The organism is Pelomonas sp. KK5 (genome assembly GCF_001984095.1).
Classification (GTDB): Bacteria; Pseudomonadota; Gammaproteobacteria; order Burkholderiales; family Burkholderiaceae_C; genus KK5.
In genome coordinates this window covers 1-17,409 of record NZ_LYVQ01000139.1, presented here as the reverse complement: position 1 = coordinate 17,409, position 17,409 = coordinate 1, and the positions used below count along the sequence as shown (strand labels likewise).

Genomic DNA, 17,409 nt, shown 5'->3' with positions numbered 1-17,409 from the left:
AAGTCTTTTGCGTGAGTGGCCCGGGCTCAGCGCCTGGGCCTCACCTGTCGTTCTTTGAAGGAAAAACCATGCAAAAGCAAAAGATCCGCATCCGCCTGAAGGCGTTCGACTACAAGCTGATCGACCAGTCGGCTCTGGAAATCGTGGAAACCGCCAAGCGCACCGGCGCGATCGTCAAGGGCCCGGTGCCCCTGCCGACCCGCATGCAGCGTTTCGACATCCTGCGTTCGCCGCACGTCAACAAGTCGTCGCGTGACCAGTTCGAGATCCGCACCCACCAGCGCCTGATGGACATCGTCGACCCGACCGACAAGACGGTCGACGCGCTGATGAAGCTCGACCTGCCCGCCGGCGTCGACGTGGAAATCAAGCTGCAGTGATCTGAGCCATTTGAACCGTCAGTGATGACGGCTCGATGTCTGTCAGATGCAAAGGGGGCGGTCCGCAAGGGCCGCCCTTTTTGCTTGTGGATAGCTTTGAGCCCTTGTGCATAACTTAGGGTTCACGCTATACTCGCCGTCTTTGCCGCCCGGGGTGTCTCCCTGGGTGGTGTTAACGCATCGTCTCGAGCCTTTACCCGGGGCGGTGCACTAGTCAGCCTGGCCAATCGATGTCAGGCATATGGAGAAAAAACCATGAGTCTTAGCAATCGTCTCGGATTGCTGGGCCGCAAGGTTGGCATGATGCGCATCTTCACGGACGACGGCGACGCCATCCCCGTGACCGTGCTGGACGTGTCCAACAACCGCGTGACCCAGGTCAAGACCGAAGAGACCGACGGCTACAGCGCCATTCAAGTGGCGTTCGGTACGCGCAAAGCTTCGCGCGTGACCAAGCCGGAAGCTGGCCACCTCGCCAAGGCAGGTGTCGAAGCTGGTCGAATCCTCAAGGAATTCCGTGTCGATGCCGCCGTCGCCGCCGAATACAAGGCCGGCGCTGCCGTGCCCGTGACGCTGTTCGCCGCCGGCCAGCTGGTCGACGTGCAGGGTACGTCCATCGGCAAGGGCTTCGAAGGCACGATCAAGCGCCACAACTTCGGTTCGCAGCGCGCCTCGCACGGTAACAGCCGCTCGCACAACGTTCCTGGCTCCATCTCGATGGCGCAGGATCCGGGCCGCGTGTTCCCGGGCAAGAAGATGTCCGGCCACCTGGGCGACGAAACCGTCTCGGTGCAGAACCTGGACATCGTCCGCGTTGACGAAGCCCGCCAGCTGCTGCTGGTCCGTGGCGCCGTCCCGGGTGCCAAGAACGGCCACGTCGTCGTTCGCCCGGCTGTCAAGGTCAAGGTCAAGAAGGGAGCCAACTGATGCAGCTCGAGCTCCTGAACGAACAGGGTCAAGCCACGTCCAAGGTTGACGCCGCTGACACCGTCTTCGCTCGCGAATACAACGAAGCCCTGGTGCACCAGGTGGTCGTGGCTTATCAAGCCAACGCCCGCCAAGGCACCCGTGCCCAGAAGGACCGCGAACAAGTCCATCACTCGACGAAGAAGCCTTTCCGTCAAAAGGGTACGGGCCGCGCCCGTGCCGGTATGACCTCCTCGCCGCTGTGGCGTGGCGGCGGCCGGATCTTCCCGAACATGCCGGACGAGAACTTCACCCACAAGCTGAACAAGAAGATGTACCGCGCCGGTATGGCCGCCATCCTCTCGCAGCTCGCCCGTGAAGGCCGCCTGCAAGTCGTCGAGTCGATCTCGCTCGAAGCCCCCAAGACCAAGCTGCTGGCTGCCAAGCTCAAGGCCATGGGCCTGGAGTCGGTCATGCTGATCGCCGACAACGTCGACGACAACCTGGCCCTGGCCTCGCGCAACCTGCACAACGTGCTGGTCTGCGAGCCGCGCTACGCCGATCCGCTGTCCCTGGTGCACTTCAAGAAGGTGCTGGTGACCAAGGCGGCCATCGAGCAACTGCAGGAGATGCTGGCATGAGCACGGTGAAATATTCTGAAGGCCGTCTGGCCTCGGTGCTGCTGGCTCCGATCGTGTCCGAAAAGGCCACGGCTGTTGCCGAGAAGCACAACCAAGTGCTGTTCAAGGTCATGCGCGACGCGACCAAGCTCGAGATCAAGGCCGCTGTTGAACTGATGTTCAAGGTCGAAGTCATCGACGTGAACGTCGTCAACGTCAAGGGCAAGACCAAGCGCTTCGGCGGTCGTGCCGGTCGTCGCGACCACGTCAAGAAGGCTTATGTCTCGCTGAAGGCCGGACAAGAGCTGAACTTCTCCGGGGAGGCTGCGTAAATGGCCGTCGTCAAAGTCAAGCCTACTTCGCCCGGCCGCCGCGGCGTCGTCAAGGTTGTCCACAAGCACCTGCACAAGGGCGCTCCGGAAGCTTCGCTGCTGGAACCCCAGAAGCAGAACTCCGGCCGTAACAACAACGGCCACATCACGATGCGTCACAAGGGTGGTGGCCACAAGCACCACTACCGCGTTGTCGACTTCGTTCGCAACAAGGACGGCATCCCCGCGAAGGTCGAGCGTATCGAGTACGACCCGAACCGTACGGCCCACATCGCTCTGGTGTGCTATGCCGACGGCGAGCGTCGCTACATCATCGCTCCGCGTGGCCTGGAAGTCGGTTCGACCATCCTGAGCGGCGCTGAAGCCCCGATCAAGGCTGGCAACACGCTGCCCATCCGCAACATCCCCGTGGGTTCGACGATCCACTGCGTGGAAATGCTGCCGGGCAAGGGTGCCCAGATCGCTCGTTCGGCTGGTGTCTCCGTCGTGCTGATGGCTCGCGAAGGCGTCTACGCCCAGCTGCGCCTGCGCTCGGGTGAAGTCCGCCGCATCCACATCGACTGCCGCGCCACCATCGGCGAAGTGTCGAACGAAGAACATCAGCTGCGCCAGTACGGCAAGGCCGGTGCGATCCGTTGGAAGGGCATCCGCCCGACCGTCCGTGGTACCGCGATGAACCCGGTCGACCACCCACACGGTGGTGGTGAAGGTCGCACTGGTGAAGGTCAAGCCCCGGTCTCGCCGTGGAACACCCTCACGAAGGGCTACCGCACTCGTAACAACAAGCGCACGCAGACGTTCATCGTTTCGCGTCGCAAGAAGTAAAAGGGTAGGCCATGACTCGTTCTCTGAAGAAGGGCCCCTTCGTCGACCATCACCTGCAGGCGAAGGTCGAGAAGGCTGTTGCCGCCAAGGACAAGAAGCCCATCAAGACCTGGTCGCGTCGTTCGACGATCCTGCCCGAGTTCATCGGTCTGACGATCGCTGTTCACAACGGCAAGCAGCACGTGCCGGTCTATGTGTCTGACCAGATGGTCGGCCACAAGCTGGGCGAATTCGCACTGACCCGCACCTTCAAGGGCCACCCGGCCGACAAGAAGGCCGGGAAGAAGTAAGGATGGCAACGATGGAAACCAAAGCAATCGTTCGCGGCGTCCGCCTCTCCTGCGACAAGGGCCGCCTGGTGGCTGACCTGATCCGCGGCAAGAAGGTCGATCACGCGCTGAACATCCTGGAATTCACCCAGAAGAAGGCTGCCGTCATCATCAAGAAGGCGCTGGAAAGCGCCATCGCCAACGCCGAGCACAACGACGGCGCTGACATCGATGATCTGAAGGTCACGTCGATCTATGTGGAGCAAGGCGCCACGCTGAAGCGTTTCTCGGCCCGCGCAAAGGGCCGTGGCAACCGCATCAGCAAGCCCACTTGCCACATCTTCGTGTCGGTCGGCAACTAACAGCCAAGGAAGACTAATGGGACAGAAAATCCACCCAACCGGCTTCCGCCTGCCCGTCACCCGTAACTGGGCGTCGCGCTGGTACGCGTCGAACACCAACTTCGCCACGATGCTGGCCGAAGACCTGAAGGTTCGCGAATACCTCAAGGCCAAGCTGAAGAATGCCGCCGTCTCGCGCATCCTGATCGAGCGCCCCGCCAAGAATGCACGCATCACGATCTTCTCGGCTCGCCCGGGCGTCGTGATCGGCAAGAAGGGCGAAGACATCGAAAACCTGAAGGCCGAACTGACCAAGCGTCTGGGCGTGCCGGTGGCCGTGAACATCGAGGAAGTGCGCAAGCCCGAAATCGATGCTCAGCTGATCGCCGACTCGATCACCCAGCAGCTGGAAAAGCGCATCATGTTCCGTCGCGCCATGAAGCGTGCGATGCAGAACGCGATGCGCCTGGGCGCCCAGGGCATCAAGATCATGTCGTCGGGCCGTCTGAACGGCATCGAAATCGCTCGCTGCGAGTGGTATCGCGAAGGTCGCGTGCCCCTTCACACGCTGAAGGCCGACATCGACTACGGCTTCTCCGAAGCGTCGACGACCTACGGTCAGATCGGCGTGAAGGTGTGGGTCTACCGCGGTGACCGCCTGGCCAATGGCGAGGCTCCGGTGATCAACACGCCGGCTGGCGCTGAAGATGACCGTCGTCCGCGTCGCAACGCGCGCCCTGGCGCTCCCGGTGGCCGTGGCCGCCCGGGTGGCGACCGTGGCCCGCGTGACGGTGCTCCGGCCGCTGACGCCGGTGCTCCGGCCAAGCGCGTCGTCCGCAAGCCCGCCGCGACCGCAGCTGCCCCGGCAGCCGGTGGCGAGGCCAAAGGAGAATAAGAATGCTGCAACCGAATCGTCGCAAATACCGCAAGGAGCAGAAGGGTCGTAACACCGGCGTCGCCACGCGTGGTGCTGCCGTGTCCTTCGGTGACTTCGGCCTGAAGGCCACCGAGCGTGGTCGTCTGACGGCTCGTCAGATCGAAGCTGCACGTCGTGCGATCTCGCGCCACATCAAGCGCGGCGGCCGCATCTTCATCCGCATCTTCCCGGACAAGCCGATCTCGCAGAAGCCTGCCGAAGTCCGGATGGGTAACGGCAAGGGCAACCCGGAGTACTACGTGGCTGAGATCCAGCCGGGCAAGGTGCTCTACGAAGTCAACGGTGTGCCGGAAGCCCTGGCCCGCGAAGCGTTCACTCTGGCTGCTGCAAAGCTGCCGCTGAGCTGCACCTTCGTCACGCGCCAGGTCGGCACCTGAAGAGGAAAGACACCATGAAAGCATCTGAACTGCGTGGCAAGGACGTCGCTGCCCTCGAGAAGGAAGTGACCGATCTGCTCAAGGCCCATTTCGGCCTGCGCATGCAAAAGGCGACCCAACAGCTGACCAACCACACGGTGCTCGGCAAGACCCGTCGCGACATCGCTCGTGCCAAGACCATCTTGAACGAGAAGAAGAAGGGAGCTGCGTAATGACCGAAGCTCAAGCCACCAAGAACACGCGCACCCTGATCGGCCGCGTGGTCAGCGACAAGCGTTCTAAGACCGTCACGGTCCTGATCGAGCGTCGTTCCAAGCACGAGCTGTACGGCAAGATCGTCGCTCACTCGCGCAAGTACCACGCCCACGATGAAAAGGGCGAGTACAAGATGGGTGACATCGTCGAGATCGCCGAAGGCCGTCCGCTGTCCAAGACCAAGAGCTGGGTCGTGACCCGCCTGGTCGAGAAGGCACAAGCGGTCTGATCATGCTGGCGGAGTTCGTCTCCGCTTGGCTCGAGGGCTGGCAGGCCGGGTAACCGGTCAGCCGGCCTTTTTTCATTCCCGAGGAGAAAACGAGATGCTGAAAGTTGGAGACAAGCTGCCCGCGGGCACGCTGATGGAGTTCATCGAGGTCGAGGGCGGGGGCTGCTCGCTGGGCCCCAACGCCTTCGACGTGGAGAAGGCCACCGCCGGCAAGAAGATCGCGATCTTCGCGCTGCCCGGCGCCTTCACCCCGACCTGCTCGGCCCAGCACGTGCCGGGCTATGTGGCCCAGGCCGAGGCGCTGAAGGCTGCCGGTGTCGACGAGATCTGGTGCCTGTCGGTCAACGACGCCTTCGTCATGGGCGCCTGGGGCCGCGATCAGAAGACCGCCGGCAAGGTCCGCATGATGGCCGACGGCAGCGCCGCCTTCACCAACGCCACCGGCCTGTCGCTGGACCTGACCGCCCGCGGCATGGGCGTGCGCTCGCAGCGCTACTCGATGCTGGTCGAGGACGGCGTGGTCAAGACGCTGAACATCGAAGCCCCCGGCAAGTTCGAAGTCAGCGGCGCCGACACGATGCTGGCCCAGGCAAAGGCCTGATCCATCAAGACTTTCTGCGATTGGCCGCTTGACCCTGCTTAGGGTTTTACTGCATAATCGCAGCTTCGCCGATAAGCCGGACCCATCTCGTGGTGTGTCTGGCCTCGGATTCGCCCCTCAACCACTGGGTTTTGGTCGTGCAATGCGACTGGAATTCAGCTTACGGGCCCAAGACTGCTTGATGAAGTTGCCAGCGATGGTGATGGATTCGGGATAAGTTGGGGACAGACATGATTCAAATGCAATCGCGACTCGACGTCGCGGATAACACTGGCGCCAAATCCGTCATGTGCATCAAGGTGCTTGGTGGCTCCAAGCGTCGCTATGCCCATATCGGCGACGTCATCAAGGTCAGCATCAAGGAAGCTGCTCCGCGCGCCCGCGTCAAGAAGGGCGAGGTCTACAGCGCCGTGGTGGTTCGCACCGCCAAGGGCGTGCGCCGCCAGGACGGCTCGCTGGTCAAGTTCGACGGCAATGCTGCCGTCCTGCTGAACGCCAAGCTGGAGCCGATCGGCACCCGCATCTTCGGCCCCGTGACGCGTGAACTGCGTACCGAGCGCTTCATGAAGATCGTGTCGCTGGCCCCGGAAGTGCTCTGAAGCACAGCACAGAGGTATTGCCATGAACAAGATTCTCAAAGGCGACGAGGTCATCGTGCTGACCGGTCGCGACAAGGGCAAGCGCGGCGTCGTGTCGCAGCGAGTCGACGCTGACCACGTGGTGGTCGACGGCATCAACGTCGTCAAGAAGCACGTCAAGCCCAACCCGATGAAGGGCACCACCGGCGGCGTGGTCGACAAGACGATGCCGATCCATCAATCCAACGTGGCGATTTTCAACGCCGCATCCGGCAAGGCCGATCGCGTGGGCATCAAGCTGCTCGACGACGGCAAGAAGGTGCGCGTTTTCAAGTCGACCGGCGAACAGATCAAGGCATAAGAGGTTCGACATGGCTCGTCTGCAAGAGTTTTATCGCGAGAAGGTCGTCCCCAGCCTGACTGAAAAGTTCGGCTACAAGTCGACGATGGAAGTCCCGCGCATCACCAAGATCACGCTGAACATGGGCGTGAGCGAGGCGGTCGCCGACAAGAAGGTCATGGACCACGCCGTGGGCGACCTGACCAAGATCGCCGGCCAGAAGCCCGTGGTCACCAAGTCGAAGAAGGCCATCGCCGGCTTCAAGATCCGCGAGCAAGTGCCCATCGGCTGCATGGTCACGCTGCGTGGCGTCCAGATGTATGAATTCCTGGACCGCTTCGTGACGATCGCCCTGCCGCGCGTGCGCGACTTCCGTGGTATCTCCGGTCGTTCGTTCGACGGCCGTGGCAACTACAACATCGGCATCAAAGAACAGATCATCTTCCCCGAAATCGATTACGACAAGGTGGATGCTCTGCGTGGTCTGAACATCAGCATCACGACGACCGCCAAGAACGACGACGAAGCCAAGGCTCTCCTGGCTCAGTTCAAGTTCCCGTTCAAGAACTGAGGTGACTCGTGGCTAAAACTTCCCTGATTCAGCGCGAACAGAAGCGCGAGGCTCTCGTCGCCAAGTTCGCCAAGAAGTACGCGGAACTGAAGGCGATCATCGACGACGCCAAGAAGTCCGACGAAGAGCGTTACATCGCTCGCCTGGAGCTGCAGAAGCTCCCCCGTAATGCCTACCCGACTCGCCTGCGCAACCGCTGCGAGTTGACCGGTCGTCCGCGCGGCACGTTCCGCAAGTTCGGCCTGGCCCGTAACAAGATTCGCGAGCTGGCCTTCAAGGGCGACATCCCCGGTGTCGTCAAGGCCAGCTGGTAATCGGCTCGATTAGGAGAAATCGCAAATGAGCATGAGTGATCCTATCGCCGATATGCTGACCCGCATTCGCAACGCGCAAGCCGTTGAGAAGACCAGCGTGGTCATGCCTTCGAGCAAGCTGAAGGTCGCGATCGCGAAGGTCCTGAAGGACGAAGGCTATATCGACAGTTTCGAGATCAAGGGCGATGCCGCCCGTCCGGAACTCGAGATCTCGCTGAAGTACTACGCCGGCCGTCCGGTGATCGAGCGCATCGAGCGCGTCAGCCGTCCCGGCCTGCGCGTGTACAAGGGCCGTCACGACATTCCTCAGGTCATGAATGGCCTGGGTGTTGCCATCGTCACCACCCCGCAAGGCGTGATGACCGACCGCAAGGCACGTCAAGCCGGTATCGGCGGCGAAGTGCTCTGCTACGTCGCCTAAGCGCAAGGAGATCTAAGCAATGTCCCGCGTAGGAAAAATGCCGATCGCCGTCCCCGCTGGCGTGGACGTCTCGATCACCGCTGACAAGATCAGCGTCAAGGGCGCCCAGGGCACCCTGGCCCGTGCGGCCAACCCGCAGGTCGTCATCAAGAACGAAGCCGGCAAGCTGACGTTCGCCCCGGCGAACGACTCTTCCGATGCCGACGCGCTGAGCGGCACCATGCGTGCCCTGGTGGCCAACATGGTCACCGGCGTCAGCAAGGGCTTCGAGAAGAAGCTGAACCTGGTCGGCGTGGGCTTCCGTGCCCAAGCCCAGGGTCAGAAGCTGAACCTGCAAATTGGTTTCTCTCACCCGGTGGTGAAGGACATGCCGGCTGGCATCACGGTGACGTGCGCCACGCCGACGGAAATCCTGATCAAGGGTGCGGATCGTCAAGTCGTTGGTCAGATCGCCGCCGAAGTGCGCGCCTTCCGCCCGCCCGAGCCCTACAAGGGCAAGGGCATCCGCTATGCGGATGAGAAGGTCACGATCAAAGAGACCAAGAAGAAGTAAGGAACAGCGCCATGTTGAACAAGAAAGAACAGCGCCTGCGTCGCTCGCGTCAGACCCGCGCTCGGATCGCCATCCAGCGCGTGGCTCGCCTGTCGGTGTTCCGCTCCAACCTGCACATCTACGCCTCCGTCATTTCCGACTGCGGCACCAAGGTGCTGGCCAGCGCGTCGACCGCCGAGAAGGAAGTCCGCGCCGAGCTGGCTGGCAAGGGCGGCAACGTCGCCGCTGCCACGCTGATCGGCAAGCGCATTGCCGAGAAGGCCAAGGCCGCCGGTATCGAGAAGGTCGCCTTCGACCGTGCTGGCTTCGCCTATCACGGCCGCGTCAAGGCCCTGGCCGAAGCAGCCCGCGAAGCCGGCCTGCAGTTCTGACGCACAAAGGAATACGAAATGGCAAAGTTTCAACCCCGCGCTCAGACTGAAGGCAACGACGACGGTCTGAAGGAAAAGATGATCGCGGTCAACCGCGTCACGAAGGTTGTGAAGGGCGGCCGCACGCTGTCCTTCGCCGCCCTGACGGTGGTCGGCGACGGCGATGGCCGTATCGGCATGGGCAAGGGCAAGGCGAAGGAAGTTCCGGTCGCCGTGCAGAAGGCCATGGAAGCGGCTCGCCGCAACATGGTCAAGGTCGCGCTGAAGAACGGCACGGTCTTCCACAACGTCATCGGCGAACACGGCGCTTCGCGCGTCATGCTGGCTCCGGCTCCGATCGGTACCGGCGTCATCGCCGGCGGCCCGATGCGCGCCGTCTTCGAAGTGATGGGTGTGACCGACATCGTGTCCAAGAGCCACGGTTCGACCAACCCGTACAACATGGTCCGCGCGACGCTGGACGCTCTGAAGCGTTCGACGACCCCCGCGGAAGTCGCCGCCAAGCGTGGCAAGTCGGTCGAAGAAATTCTCGGCTGATCGCCCCTCTGGAGAGACGAACATGTCTGACAAGAAAACCGTTACGGTCAAGCTGGTCCGCAGCCCGATCGGAACCAAGGCCTCGCACCGCGCCACCGTGGTCGGCCTGGGCCTGCGCAAGCTGAACAGCACGAGCACGCTGGAAGACACCCCGGCTGTGCGCGGCATGATCAACAAGATCGCCTACCTCGTCCAGGTGCTGTAAGCGCCGGACGAACGAAGGACAACAGATGCAACTCAATACCATCAAGCCCGCAGCGGGCGCCAAGCACGCCAAGCGTCGCGTCGGCCGTGGCATTGGCTCCGGCCTGGGCAAGACGGCTGGCCGTGGTCACAAGGGCCAGAAGTCGCGCGCCGGTGGCTACCACAAGGTGGGCTTCGAAGGCGGCCAGATGCCGCTGCAGCGTCGCCTGCCCAAGCGTGGCTTCAAGTCGCAGACCCTGAAGTTCAACGCCGAGATCAACCTCGACGACCTGCAAGCGCTGGCCGGCGACGAGATCGACGTGCTGACGCTGAAGGCGACGGGCCTGGTCCCCGAGCTGGCCAAGTCGGTCAAGGTGATCCTGTCGGGCTCGATCAGCCGCAAGATCACGCTCAAGGGCGTGAGCGCGACCAAGGGTGCTAAGGCTGCCATCGAGGCTGCCGGCGGCTCCGTCGTCGAAGCTTAAGAGCTTAGGAACAGGTCGCAGTGGCTACCACCAACGCAAACCAACTGGCCAAGAGCGGCAAGTTCGGCGACCTGCGTCGCCGGCTTGTGTTCCTGCTGCTGGCCCTGGTCGTCTACCGCATCGGGGCGCATATCCCCGTGCCCGGCATCGACCCGGCCCAGCTGCAGCAGTTCTTCAAGCGCCAGGAAGGTGGCATCCTCAGCCTGTTCAATATGTTCTCGGGCGGTGCGCTGTCGCGCTTCACCGTCTTCGCGCTGGGCATCACGCCCTACATCTCGGCCTCGATCGTCATGCAGCTGATGGCGTATGTCGTTCCGAGCCTGGAAGCGCTGAAGAAGGAAGGCGAAGCAGGGCGTCGCAAGATCACGCAGTACACGCGCTATGGCACGCTGGGCCTGGCGATCTTCCAGAGCCTGAGCATCGCGCTCGCGCTCGAAAGTTCGCCCGGCCTGGTGATCAGCCCCGGCTTCGGCTTCCGCCTGACGGCGGTGTCCAGCCTGGTCGCCGGCACGATGTTCCTGATGTGGCTGGGTGAGCAGATCACCGAGCGTGGTCTGGGCAACGGGATCTCGATCCTGATCTTCGGCGGTATCGCCGCGGGACTGCCCGGCGCGATCGGCGGCATGCTGACCATGGTGCAGAGCAACTCGATGGGCCCGGTGACGATGCTGTTCATCCTGGCCGTCATCGCCGCGGTGACCTACCTGGTCGTGTTCGTCGAACGCGGTCAGCGCAAGATCCTGGTGAACTACGCCAAGCGTCAGGTCGGCAACAAGGTTTATGGCGGCCAGTCGTCGCACCTGCCCTTGAAGCTGAACATGTCGGGCGTGATCCCGCCGATCTTCGCGTCGTCGATCATCCTGCTGCCGACCACGGTGGTCAGCTGGTTCGCGACCGGTGACAGCCTGCACTGGCTCAAGGACATTGCCGACAAGCTGCGCCCCGGTCAGCCGATCTACGTGCTGCTCTACGCTGCTGCCATCGTCTTCTTCTGCTTCTTCTACACGGCCCTGGTGTTCAACAGCCGTGAGACCGCAGACAACTTGAAGAAGAGCGGCGCGTTTATTCCGGGCATCCGTCCGGGTGAGCAGACCGCGAGGCATATTGACAAGATCCTGTCCCGCCTGACGCTGGTTGGTGCGATCTACATTACCGGCGTCTGCCTGTTGCCCGAGTTCCTGAACCTGAAGTTCAACGTCCCGTTCTATTTCGGTGGCACGTCGCTGCTGATCATCGTGGTCGTCACAATGGACTTCTGGGCCCAGGTGCAAAGCTACGTGATGAGTCAGCAGTACGAGTCGCTGCTGAAGAAGGCTAATTTCAAGGCCGGCTGAAAAGCCGGACCGCAAACCAATAAACCATCCAACTGAAGACTGAAACGAAGGCATGGCGAAAGACGACGTCATTCAGATGCAGGGCGAGATTCTGGAGAATCTTCCGAATGCAACGTTTCGTGTGAAGCTGGAGAACGGGCACGTGGTTCTCGGTCACATCTCCGGAAAGATGCGGATGCACTACATCCGCATCCTCCCGGGCGACAAGGTGACCGTCGAACTGACCCCGTACGATTTGAGTCGTGCTCGCATCGTGTTCCGGGCGAAGTGAGCTTTTTACACAGTCCCGGTAACGCGCAAACTGAGAGCGCATAGAGTAGGTCAAGGAGCAGGCAATGAAAGTTTCGGCATCCGTCAAGGCAATGTGCCGCAATTGCAAAGTCATCCGCCGCAAGGGCGTGGTGCGAGTGATCTGTACCGATCCCCGCCACAAGCAGCGCCAAGGCTGATTGCTGCACGACACGAGCGAATTAGAGGACGCACATGGCACGTATTGCTGGTATCAACATTCCGCCGCAAAAGCACACCGAGATCGGCCTGACGTCGATCTACGGCATCGGTCGCACGACCGCGCAGAAGATCTGCACCGCTTGCGGCATCCCGTTCGACAAGAAGGTCAAGGACCTCACTGACTCCGATCTGGAAAAGATCCGTGAAGAAGTGGGCCGCATGACCATCGAGGGCGATCTGCGCCGCGAAATGTCGATCAACATCAAGCGACTGATGGACCTGGGCTGCTACCGCGGCTTCCGTCATCGCCGTGGCCTGCCGATGCGCGGCCAGCGCACCCGCACGAACGCTCGCACCCGCAAGGGTCCGCGCAAGTCGGCCGCGACCGGCAAGAAGTGATTCTTAGCGGCAAGCACTGAAAGACAAACATGGCTAAAGCACCCAACAACTCTGCTGCCCAGCGCGTCCGCAAGAAGGTTCGCAAGAACGTCGCCGACGGTATCGCTCACGTGCACGCTTCGTTCAACAACACGATCATCACGATCACCGACCGCCAAGGCGGCGCCCTGAGCTGGGCTTCGTCGGGTGGCCAGGGCTTCAAGGGCTCGCGCAAGTCGACCCCCTTCGCAGCCCAGGTGGCGGCCGAAGTGGCCGGCCGTGCTGCTCAGGAACAGGGCATCAAGAACCTGGACGTGCGGATCAAGGGCCCGGGCCCTGGCCGTGAGTCGTCGGTTCGCGCTCTGGCTGCCCTGGGCATCCGGATCAACTCGATCTCCGACGTGACGCCGGTGCCGCACAACGGTTGCCGTCCGCAAAAGCGTCGTCGCATCTAATTCCCCTCGCTGGCGAATTTAGTGCAATAATCGCGGATTGATTTCCGTAAGCCGGCTGGTGCGCAAGCGCCAGCCGGCCGTTTTGCTGAAGCCGATGCAATTCCCTAGTGGATTGCCAGGACTTCAATAAGCCCACCGTCCGAGCCCGATAACAACATTGGCCGGACTCGCGCAGGACCTTTCTCCAAAGGCTTGCGTCAGATTGATCAAGGACACGCAAAGTGGCACGTTACCTCGGCCCGAAGGCCAAACTTTCCCGCCGTGAAGGCACCGACCTGTTCCTGAAGAGCGCCCGCCGCTCGATCAGCGACAAGGCCAAGTTCGACAGCAAGCCCGGCCAGCACGGCCGCACCTCCGGCCAGCGCACCTCCGACTTCGGTCTGCAGCTGCGCGAGAAGCAGAAGGTCAAGCGCATGTACGGCGTGCTGGAGCGCCAGTTCCGCCGCTACTTCGCCGAAGCCGAGCGCCGCAAGGGCTCGACCGGCGTCAACCTGCTGACGCTGCTGGAATCGCGCCTGGACAACGTCGTCTACCGCATGGGCTTCGGCTCCACCCGCGCTGAAGCTCGCCAGCTGGTCTCGCACAAGGGCATCACCGTGAACGGTGAAGTCGTGAACATCGCCTCCTACCTGGTCAAGGTCGGTGACACCGTCGCCGTGCGCGAAAAGGCCAAGAAGCAGCTGCGCATCATCGACGCGTTCAAGCTGGCCGAGTCCATCGGCCTGCCGGCCTGGGTGTCGGTCGACGGCACCAAGCTGGAAGGCGTCTTCAAGAAGACCCCGGACCGCGACGAGTTCGGTGCAGAGATCAACGAATCGCTGATCGTCGAGTTGTACTCGCGCTGATCGATTCGCTGCAGCCGGCGGTGCCCTCGCAGGGCCGCCGGCCTTCCCTCGTCTGGGCTGGGCCAGTACGGCCGGCTCCGACTGGTCCCTCAGCCTTATCGGTGTAACGAACCGAGGGTATTGAAAGAAAGACCTCATGCAAACAAATCTGCTCAAACCCAAATCCATCAATGTGGAGCCTCTGGGCGGTCATCGCGCCAAGGTGACGCTGGAGCCGTTCGAACGCGGCTATGGCCACACGCTGGGCAACGCCCTGCGCCGTGTGCTGCTGAGCTCGATGGTGGGTTATGCGCCGACGGAAGTGACGATCGCGGGCGTGCTGCACGAGTACTCGGCGATCGACGGTGTGCAAGAGGACGTGGTTCACATCATGCTGAACCTCAAGGGCGTGGTGTTCCGTCTTCACAACCGTGAAGAAGTGACCCTGGTCCTGCGCAAGGAAGGCGAAGGCCCCGTCACCGCGGCCGACATCCAGACCCCGCACGACGTCGAGATCATCAACCCCGATCACGTCATCGCCCACCTGTCGCAAGGCGGCAAGCTGGACATGCAGATCAAGGTCGAGAAGGGCCGTGGCTACGTCCCCGGCACGATGCGCCGCTTCGGCGACGAGCCGACCAAGAGCATCGGCCGCATCGTCCTCGATGCCTCGTTCTCCCCGGTCAAGCGCGTCAGCTATGCCGTCGAGAACGCCCGCGTCGAGCAGCGTACCGACCTGGACAAGCTGGTCATGGAAATCGAGACCAACGGCGCCATCTCGCCCGAGGAAGCGATCCGTGCCTCGGCCAAGATCCTGGTCGAGCAGCTTGCTGTCTTCGCCCAGCTGCAAGGCACCGACCTGGTCGACGCCTTCGACCAGCCGGCCCAGCGCTCCAGCAGCTTCGACCCGATCCTGCTGCGTCCGGTTGACGAACTGGAACTGACCGTGCGTTCGGCCAACTGCCTGAAGGCCGAAAACATCTACTACATCGGCGACCTGATCCAGCGTACCGAGACCGAGCTGCTGAAGACCCCGAACCTGGGTCGCAAGTCGCTCAACGAGATCAAGGAAGTCCTCGCTTCGCGCGGCCTCACCCTCGGTGCTCGTCTCGAGAACTGGCCTCCCCAAGGTCTGGACAAGCGTTAATTGATTTTTAGAAGTGGGTGGCCTTCGGGCCACCCGGTGCACCCGGGCAGTACCTGATACGGCTGCTGGGAATATTCAAGGAAAGGAAACAGCACCATGCGTCACCGTAACGGCCTCCGTAAGCTCAACCGCACCAGCGAACACCGCAAGGCGATGCTGCGCAATATGTGCAACTCGCTGCTGCAGCACGAAGCCATCAAGACCACCCTGCCCAAGGCCAAGGAACTGCGCCGCGTCGTCGAGCCGCTGATCACCCTGGCCAAGGTCCCGACCGTCGCCAACCGCCGTCTGGCTTTCGACCGCCTGCGCGACCGTGACATGGTCGTCAAGCTGTTCGACGTGCTGGGCCCGCGCTTCGCAGCTCGCCCGGGCGGCTACACCCGCATCTTGAAGATGGGCTTCCGCGTTGGCGACAATGCGCCGATGGCCTACGTCGAACTGGTCGAGCGCACCGAAGAGGCTGCCGAGACCGCCACTGCCGAAGCGTAAGCACTCGGCACCAAGCAAAGGCCAGCTTTCGAGCTGGCTTTTTTTCGTCCCAAGAAAACGATGACGCGAATCCTTTTCTCCTTCTTCCTGCTGCTCGGCGCACTGCTGCCTCAGGCTCGCGCTGCCGACGACTTCCTGGAACCTGAGCAGGCTTTCAAGCTCGAGGTTCATGCGGTAGACGCCAAGACCGTCGAGGCAGCCTGGACCATCGCCAACGGCTACTACATGTACCGCGAGCAGTTCAAGGCGAGCGCCGAAGGCGCGACCTTGGGCGAGCCCGTGATTCCCGCCGGCGACCGCAAGTTCGACGAGACCTTCCAGAAGGAGGTCGAGATCTATCACGACAAGCTCGCGGTGCGCTTGCCCCTCGATGGCGCTAACGGCCCGTTCAAGCTGACTCTGGTCGGCCAGGGCTGTGCGGTGAAGGGCCTGTGCTACCCGCCGATGACGACCTTGTGGGAGGTGGATCTCGCCAAGGGGGTGGTGAAGGCCTTGGGAGCCGTCGATCCAGCCGCAGCTCTGGCGCCACCGGCCGAGAAGAGCACCCAGGCACCCGTTGCCGCGGCGGGCGACGACCAGGTCGCCGCCACGCTGAAGGCCGGCAAGTTCTGGCCCGTCATCGGCCTGTTCCTGCTGCTGGGCCTGGGCCTGTCGCTGACGCCCTGCGTGTTGCCGATGGTGCCCATCCTGTCGAGCATCATCGTCGGTAGCGGCGGCGCGACGACCCGCGGTCGCGGCCTGTCGCTGGCGATTGCCTACTCGCTGGGCATGGCGCTGGTCTACACGCTGCTGGGCGTTGCCGCCGGTCTCGCCGGTGAGGGCCTGGCGGCGCAGCTGCAGAAGCCGGCCGTGCTGGGCACCTTTGCCGTCGCCCTGGTGCTGTTCGCGCTGTCGATGCTGGGCGCCTATGAGCTGCAGTTGCCGACCAGCCTCAGCGGCCGGCTGACCGAAGCCTCGCAGAAGCTGCCGGGCGGCCGCGGCATCGGCGTCTTCGTCATGGGTGCGATCTCGGCGCTGCTGGTGAGCCCCTGCGTCACCGGCCCGCTGGCCGGCACGCTGCTCTACATCAGCCAGAGCCGCGACGTGGTGCTCGGCGGCAGCGCGCTGTTCGCGATGGCCTGCGGCATGAGCGTGCCGCTGCTGCTGGCTGGCGCCTCCGCCGGGGAGCTGCTGCCGCGCGCCGGCATGTGGATGGAAAACGTCAAGCACGCCTTCGGCCTGCTGCTGCTGGCCGTGGCCATCTACACGGTGCAGCCGGTGCTGCCGGCGGCGGTGGCCCAGTTGCTGTGGGGCGCGCTGCTGGTCGGCACCGCGGCGATGTTCGGCCTGTTCGAGAGCGCGCCTGCTGCGAGCCCGCTGGCCTGGCTGCGCAAGAGCCTGGCGGTCGTTGCCGTCGTGTTCGGTGCGGCGCAGCTGATCGGCGCCGCACAGGGCGGCACCGACCCGCTGAAGCCGCTGGCTGGCCTGGGGCAGGGCGTTGCCGCGCCCCATGCCAGCACGGAGGCCGCGAGCGGTGAGCTGAAATGGCAGAAGGTCGCCAGCGTCGCCGAGTTGGATGCCGCCGTCGCCGCCGCGGGCAAGCCGGTGATGCTCGACTTCTATGCCGACTGGTGCGTCTCCTGCAAGGAGATGGACCGTGACACCTTCACCGAGCCCGCCGTGCGCGAGCGCCTGAACCATGCGCTGCTGCTGCGTGCCGACGTGACTGCCAACGGCCCCGCCGACCGCGAACTACTGAAGCGCTTCAAGCTCTTCGGCCCGCCGGGCACGATCTTCTTCGATGCCAAGGGTCAGGAGTTGCCTGACCGCGTGATCGGCTTCCAGGACGTGGCGACCTTCGGCAGTTCGCTGCAGCGCGTCGGACTTTGACCTAACTGCGAAAATCGGTGTATACTTGCAGGCTCAGT

Annotated in this window: 31 protein-coding genes; all 31 read left to right on the top strand. The window is 62.9% G+C overall.

Annotated features, from left to right (window positions below; genetic code table 11):
- The first annotated feature begins 68 nt into the window (after nucleotides 1-68).
- The 31 genes from rpsJ to dsbD all read left to right on the top strand — a co-directional run bounded on the left by rpsJ (nucleotide 69) and on the right by dsbD (nucleotide 17,371).
- Nucleotides 69-380 carry a 30S ribosomal protein S10 gene (gene rpsJ / locus B0W88_RS20385; RefSeq protein WP_077036467.1) on the top strand — a complete coding sequence of 104 codons (312 nt, stop codon included), beginning with the start codon at nucleotides 69-71 and terminating at the stop codon, nucleotides 378-380.
- A 255-nt stretch (nucleotides 381-635) separates the two neighbouring features.
- Nucleotides 636-1,307, top strand: a complete 672-nt coding sequence (gene rplC, locus B0W88_RS20380) for a 50S ribosomal protein L3 (protein ID WP_077036466.1) — start codon at nucleotides 636-638, stop codon at nucleotides 1,305-1,307.
- Nucleotides 1,307-1,927, top strand: coding sequence for a 50S ribosomal protein L4 (gene rplD, locus B0W88_RS20375; protein WP_077036465.1), 621 nt, complete (start codon nucleotides 1,307-1,309; stop codon nucleotides 1,925-1,927). Before rplC ends, rplD begins: the two co-directional genes overlap by 1 nt.
- The gene (rplW, locus tag B0W88_RS20370; RefSeq protein WP_077036464.1) at nucleotides 1,924-2,238 is read left to right on the top strand and encodes a 50S ribosomal protein L23; all 315 of its coding nucleotides are present in this window, start codon (nucleotides 1,924-1,926) and stop codon (nucleotides 2,236-2,238) included. The genes rplD and rplW overlap by 4 nt, the downstream gene beginning before the upstream one ends.
- Nucleotides 2,239-3,063, top strand: coding sequence for a 50S ribosomal protein L2 (gene rplB, locus B0W88_RS20365; protein WP_077036463.1), 825 nt, complete (start codon nucleotides 2,239-2,241; stop codon nucleotides 3,061-3,063).
- A gap of 11 nt (nucleotides 3,064-3,074) precedes the next feature.
- A complete protein-coding gene (rpsS, locus tag B0W88_RS20360; RefSeq protein WP_077036462.1) occupies nucleotides 3,075-3,353 on the top strand; it encodes a 30S ribosomal protein S19 in 279 nt (92 codons plus the stop codon).
- 11 nt (nucleotides 3,354-3,364) lie between these two features.
- A complete protein-coding gene (gene rplV, locus B0W88_RS20355; protein WP_077036468.1) occupies nucleotides 3,365-3,694 on the top strand; it encodes a 50S ribosomal protein L22 in 330 nt (109 codons plus the stop codon).
- A 16-nt stretch (nucleotides 3,695-3,710) separates the two neighbouring features.
- Nucleotides 3,711-4,568, top strand: a complete 858-nt coding sequence (rpsC, locus tag B0W88_RS20350) for a 30S ribosomal protein S3 (protein ID WP_077036461.1) — start codon at nucleotides 3,711-3,713, stop codon at nucleotides 4,566-4,568.
- A gap of 2 nt (nucleotides 4,569-4,570) precedes the next feature.
- Nucleotides 4,571-4,987, top strand: a complete 417-nt coding sequence (gene rplP, locus B0W88_RS20345) for a 50S ribosomal protein L16 (protein WP_077036460.1) — start codon at nucleotides 4,571-4,573, stop codon at nucleotides 4,985-4,987.
- Between the two features lie 14 nt (nucleotides 4,988-5,001).
- Nucleotides 5,002-5,199, top strand: a complete 198-nt coding sequence (gene rpmC / locus B0W88_RS20340) for a 50S ribosomal protein L29 (protein WP_077036459.1) — start codon at nucleotides 5,002-5,004, stop codon at nucleotides 5,197-5,199.
- Nucleotides 5,199-5,471: a 30S ribosomal protein S17 gene (gene rpsQ, locus B0W88_RS20335; RefSeq protein WP_077036458.1), complete on the top strand. Its 273-nt coding sequence runs from the start codon at nucleotides 5,199-5,201 to the stop codon at nucleotides 5,469-5,471. Before rpmC ends, rpsQ begins: the two co-directional genes overlap by 1 nt.
- 94 nt (nucleotides 5,472-5,565) lie before the next feature.
- Nucleotides 5,566-6,072, top strand: coding sequence for a peroxiredoxin (locus B0W88_RS20330; RefSeq protein ID WP_077036457.1), 507 nt, complete (start codon nucleotides 5,566-5,568; stop codon nucleotides 6,070-6,072).
- 230 nt (nucleotides 6,073-6,302) lie between these two features.
- Entirely contained in the window at nucleotides 6,303-6,671 is a 369-nt protein-coding gene (rplN, locus tag B0W88_RS20325; RefSeq protein ID WP_077036456.1) for a 50S ribosomal protein L14, read from the top strand.
- A 22-nt stretch (nucleotides 6,672-6,693) separates the two neighbouring features.
- Nucleotides 6,694-7,011, top strand: a complete 318-nt coding sequence (rplX, locus tag B0W88_RS20320) for a 50S ribosomal protein L24 (RefSeq protein ID WP_077036455.1) — start codon at nucleotides 6,694-6,696, stop codon at nucleotides 7,009-7,011.
- A 10-nt stretch (nucleotides 7,012-7,021) separates the two neighbouring features.
- Nucleotides 7,022-7,561, top strand: a complete 540-nt coding sequence (gene rplE, locus B0W88_RS20315; protein ID WP_077036454.1) for a 50S ribosomal protein L5 — start codon at nucleotides 7,022-7,024, stop codon at nucleotides 7,559-7,561.
- A gap of 8 nt (nucleotides 7,562-7,569) precedes the next feature.
- Entirely contained in the window at nucleotides 7,570-7,875 is a 306-nt protein-coding gene (rpsN, locus tag B0W88_RS20310; protein ID WP_077036453.1) for a 30S ribosomal protein S14, read from the top strand.
- A 25-nt stretch (nucleotides 7,876-7,900) separates the two neighbouring features.
- The gene (rpsH, locus tag B0W88_RS20305) at nucleotides 7,901-8,296 is read left to right on the top strand and encodes a 30S ribosomal protein S8 (RefSeq protein WP_077036452.1); all 396 of its coding nucleotides are present in this window, start codon (nucleotides 7,901-7,903) and stop codon (nucleotides 8,294-8,296) included.
- Nucleotides 8,297-8,315: 19 nt separating this feature from the next.
- Nucleotides 8,316-8,849 carry a 50S ribosomal protein L6 gene (rplF, locus tag B0W88_RS20300; protein ID WP_077036451.1) on the top strand — a complete coding sequence of 178 codons (534 nt, stop codon included), beginning with the start codon at nucleotides 8,316-8,318 and terminating at the stop codon, nucleotides 8,847-8,849.
- 11 nt (nucleotides 8,850-8,860) lie between these two features.
- The gene (rplR, locus tag B0W88_RS20295; RefSeq protein WP_077036450.1) at nucleotides 8,861-9,220 is read left to right on the top strand and encodes a 50S ribosomal protein L18; all 360 of its coding nucleotides are present in this window, start codon (nucleotides 8,861-8,863) and stop codon (nucleotides 9,218-9,220) included.
- Nucleotides 9,221-9,238: 18 nt separating this feature from the next.
- Complete coding sequence (gene rpsE, locus B0W88_RS20290) at nucleotides 9,239-9,757, top strand: 30S ribosomal protein S5 (RefSeq protein ID WP_077036449.1); 519 nt, start codon at nucleotides 9,239-9,241, stop codon at nucleotides 9,755-9,757.
- Between the two features lie 22 nt (nucleotides 9,758-9,779).
- Entirely contained in the window at nucleotides 9,780-9,962 is a 183-nt protein-coding gene (rpmD, locus tag B0W88_RS20285) for a 50S ribosomal protein L30 (protein WP_077036448.1), read from the top strand.
- 25 nt (nucleotides 9,963-9,987) lie between these two features.
- Nucleotides 9,988-10,425 carry a 50S ribosomal protein L15 gene (gene rplO, locus B0W88_RS20280; protein WP_077036447.1) on the top strand — a complete coding sequence of 146 codons (438 nt, stop codon included), beginning with the start codon at nucleotides 9,988-9,990 and terminating at the stop codon, nucleotides 10,423-10,425.
- A gap of 20 nt (nucleotides 10,426-10,445) precedes the next feature.
- Complete coding sequence (gene secY, locus B0W88_RS20275) at nucleotides 10,446-11,759, top strand: preprotein translocase subunit SecY (protein WP_077036446.1); 1,314 nt, start codon at nucleotides 10,446-10,448, stop codon at nucleotides 11,757-11,759.
- 52 nt (nucleotides 11,760-11,811) lie between these two features.
- The gene (infA, locus tag B0W88_RS20270; protein WP_009855680.1) at nucleotides 11,812-12,030 is read left to right on the top strand and encodes a translation initiation factor IF-1; all 219 of its coding nucleotides are present in this window, start codon (nucleotides 11,812-11,814) and stop codon (nucleotides 12,028-12,030) included.
- 64 nt (nucleotides 12,031-12,094) lie between these two features.
- Nucleotides 12,095-12,208: a 50S ribosomal protein L36 gene (gene rpmJ, locus B0W88_RS20265; RefSeq protein WP_077036445.1), complete on the top strand. Its 114-nt coding sequence runs from the start codon at nucleotides 12,095-12,097 to the stop codon at nucleotides 12,206-12,208.
- Nucleotides 12,209-12,242: 34 nt separating this feature from the next.
- Nucleotides 12,243-12,608: a 30S ribosomal protein S13 gene (gene rpsM, locus B0W88_RS20260; protein WP_077036444.1), complete on the top strand. Its 366-nt coding sequence runs from the start codon at nucleotides 12,243-12,245 to the stop codon at nucleotides 12,606-12,608.
- Between the two features lie 29 nt (nucleotides 12,609-12,637).
- On the top strand, nucleotides 12,638-13,042 hold the full coding sequence (gene rpsK / locus B0W88_RS20255; protein WP_077036443.1) for a 30S ribosomal protein S11: 405 nt from the start codon (nucleotides 12,638-12,640) through the stop codon (nucleotides 13,040-13,042).
- A gap of 221 nt (nucleotides 13,043-13,263) precedes the next feature.
- Nucleotides 13,264-13,887 (top strand): 30S ribosomal protein S4, encoded by a 624-nt coding sequence (gene rpsD / locus B0W88_RS20250; RefSeq protein WP_077036442.1) that lies wholly within the window; start codon nucleotides 13,264-13,266, stop codon nucleotides 13,885-13,887.
- Between the two features lie 136 nt (nucleotides 13,888-14,023).
- Complete coding sequence (rpoA, locus tag B0W88_RS20245) at nucleotides 14,024-15,013, top strand: DNA-directed RNA polymerase subunit alpha (protein WP_077036441.1); 990 nt, start codon at nucleotides 14,024-14,026, stop codon at nucleotides 15,011-15,013.
- A 96-nt stretch (nucleotides 15,014-15,109) separates the two neighbouring features.
- Nucleotides 15,110-15,502, top strand: a complete 393-nt coding sequence (rplQ, locus tag B0W88_RS20240) for a 50S ribosomal protein L17 (RefSeq protein ID WP_077036440.1) — start codon at nucleotides 15,110-15,112, stop codon at nucleotides 15,500-15,502.
- Between the two features lie 60 nt (nucleotides 15,503-15,562).
- Nucleotides 15,563-17,371, top strand: a complete 1,809-nt coding sequence (dsbD, locus tag B0W88_RS20235; protein ID WP_077036439.1) for a protein-disulfide reductase DsbD — start codon at nucleotides 15,563-15,565, stop codon at nucleotides 17,369-17,371.
- Nucleotides 17,372-17,409 lie beyond the last annotated feature (38 nt).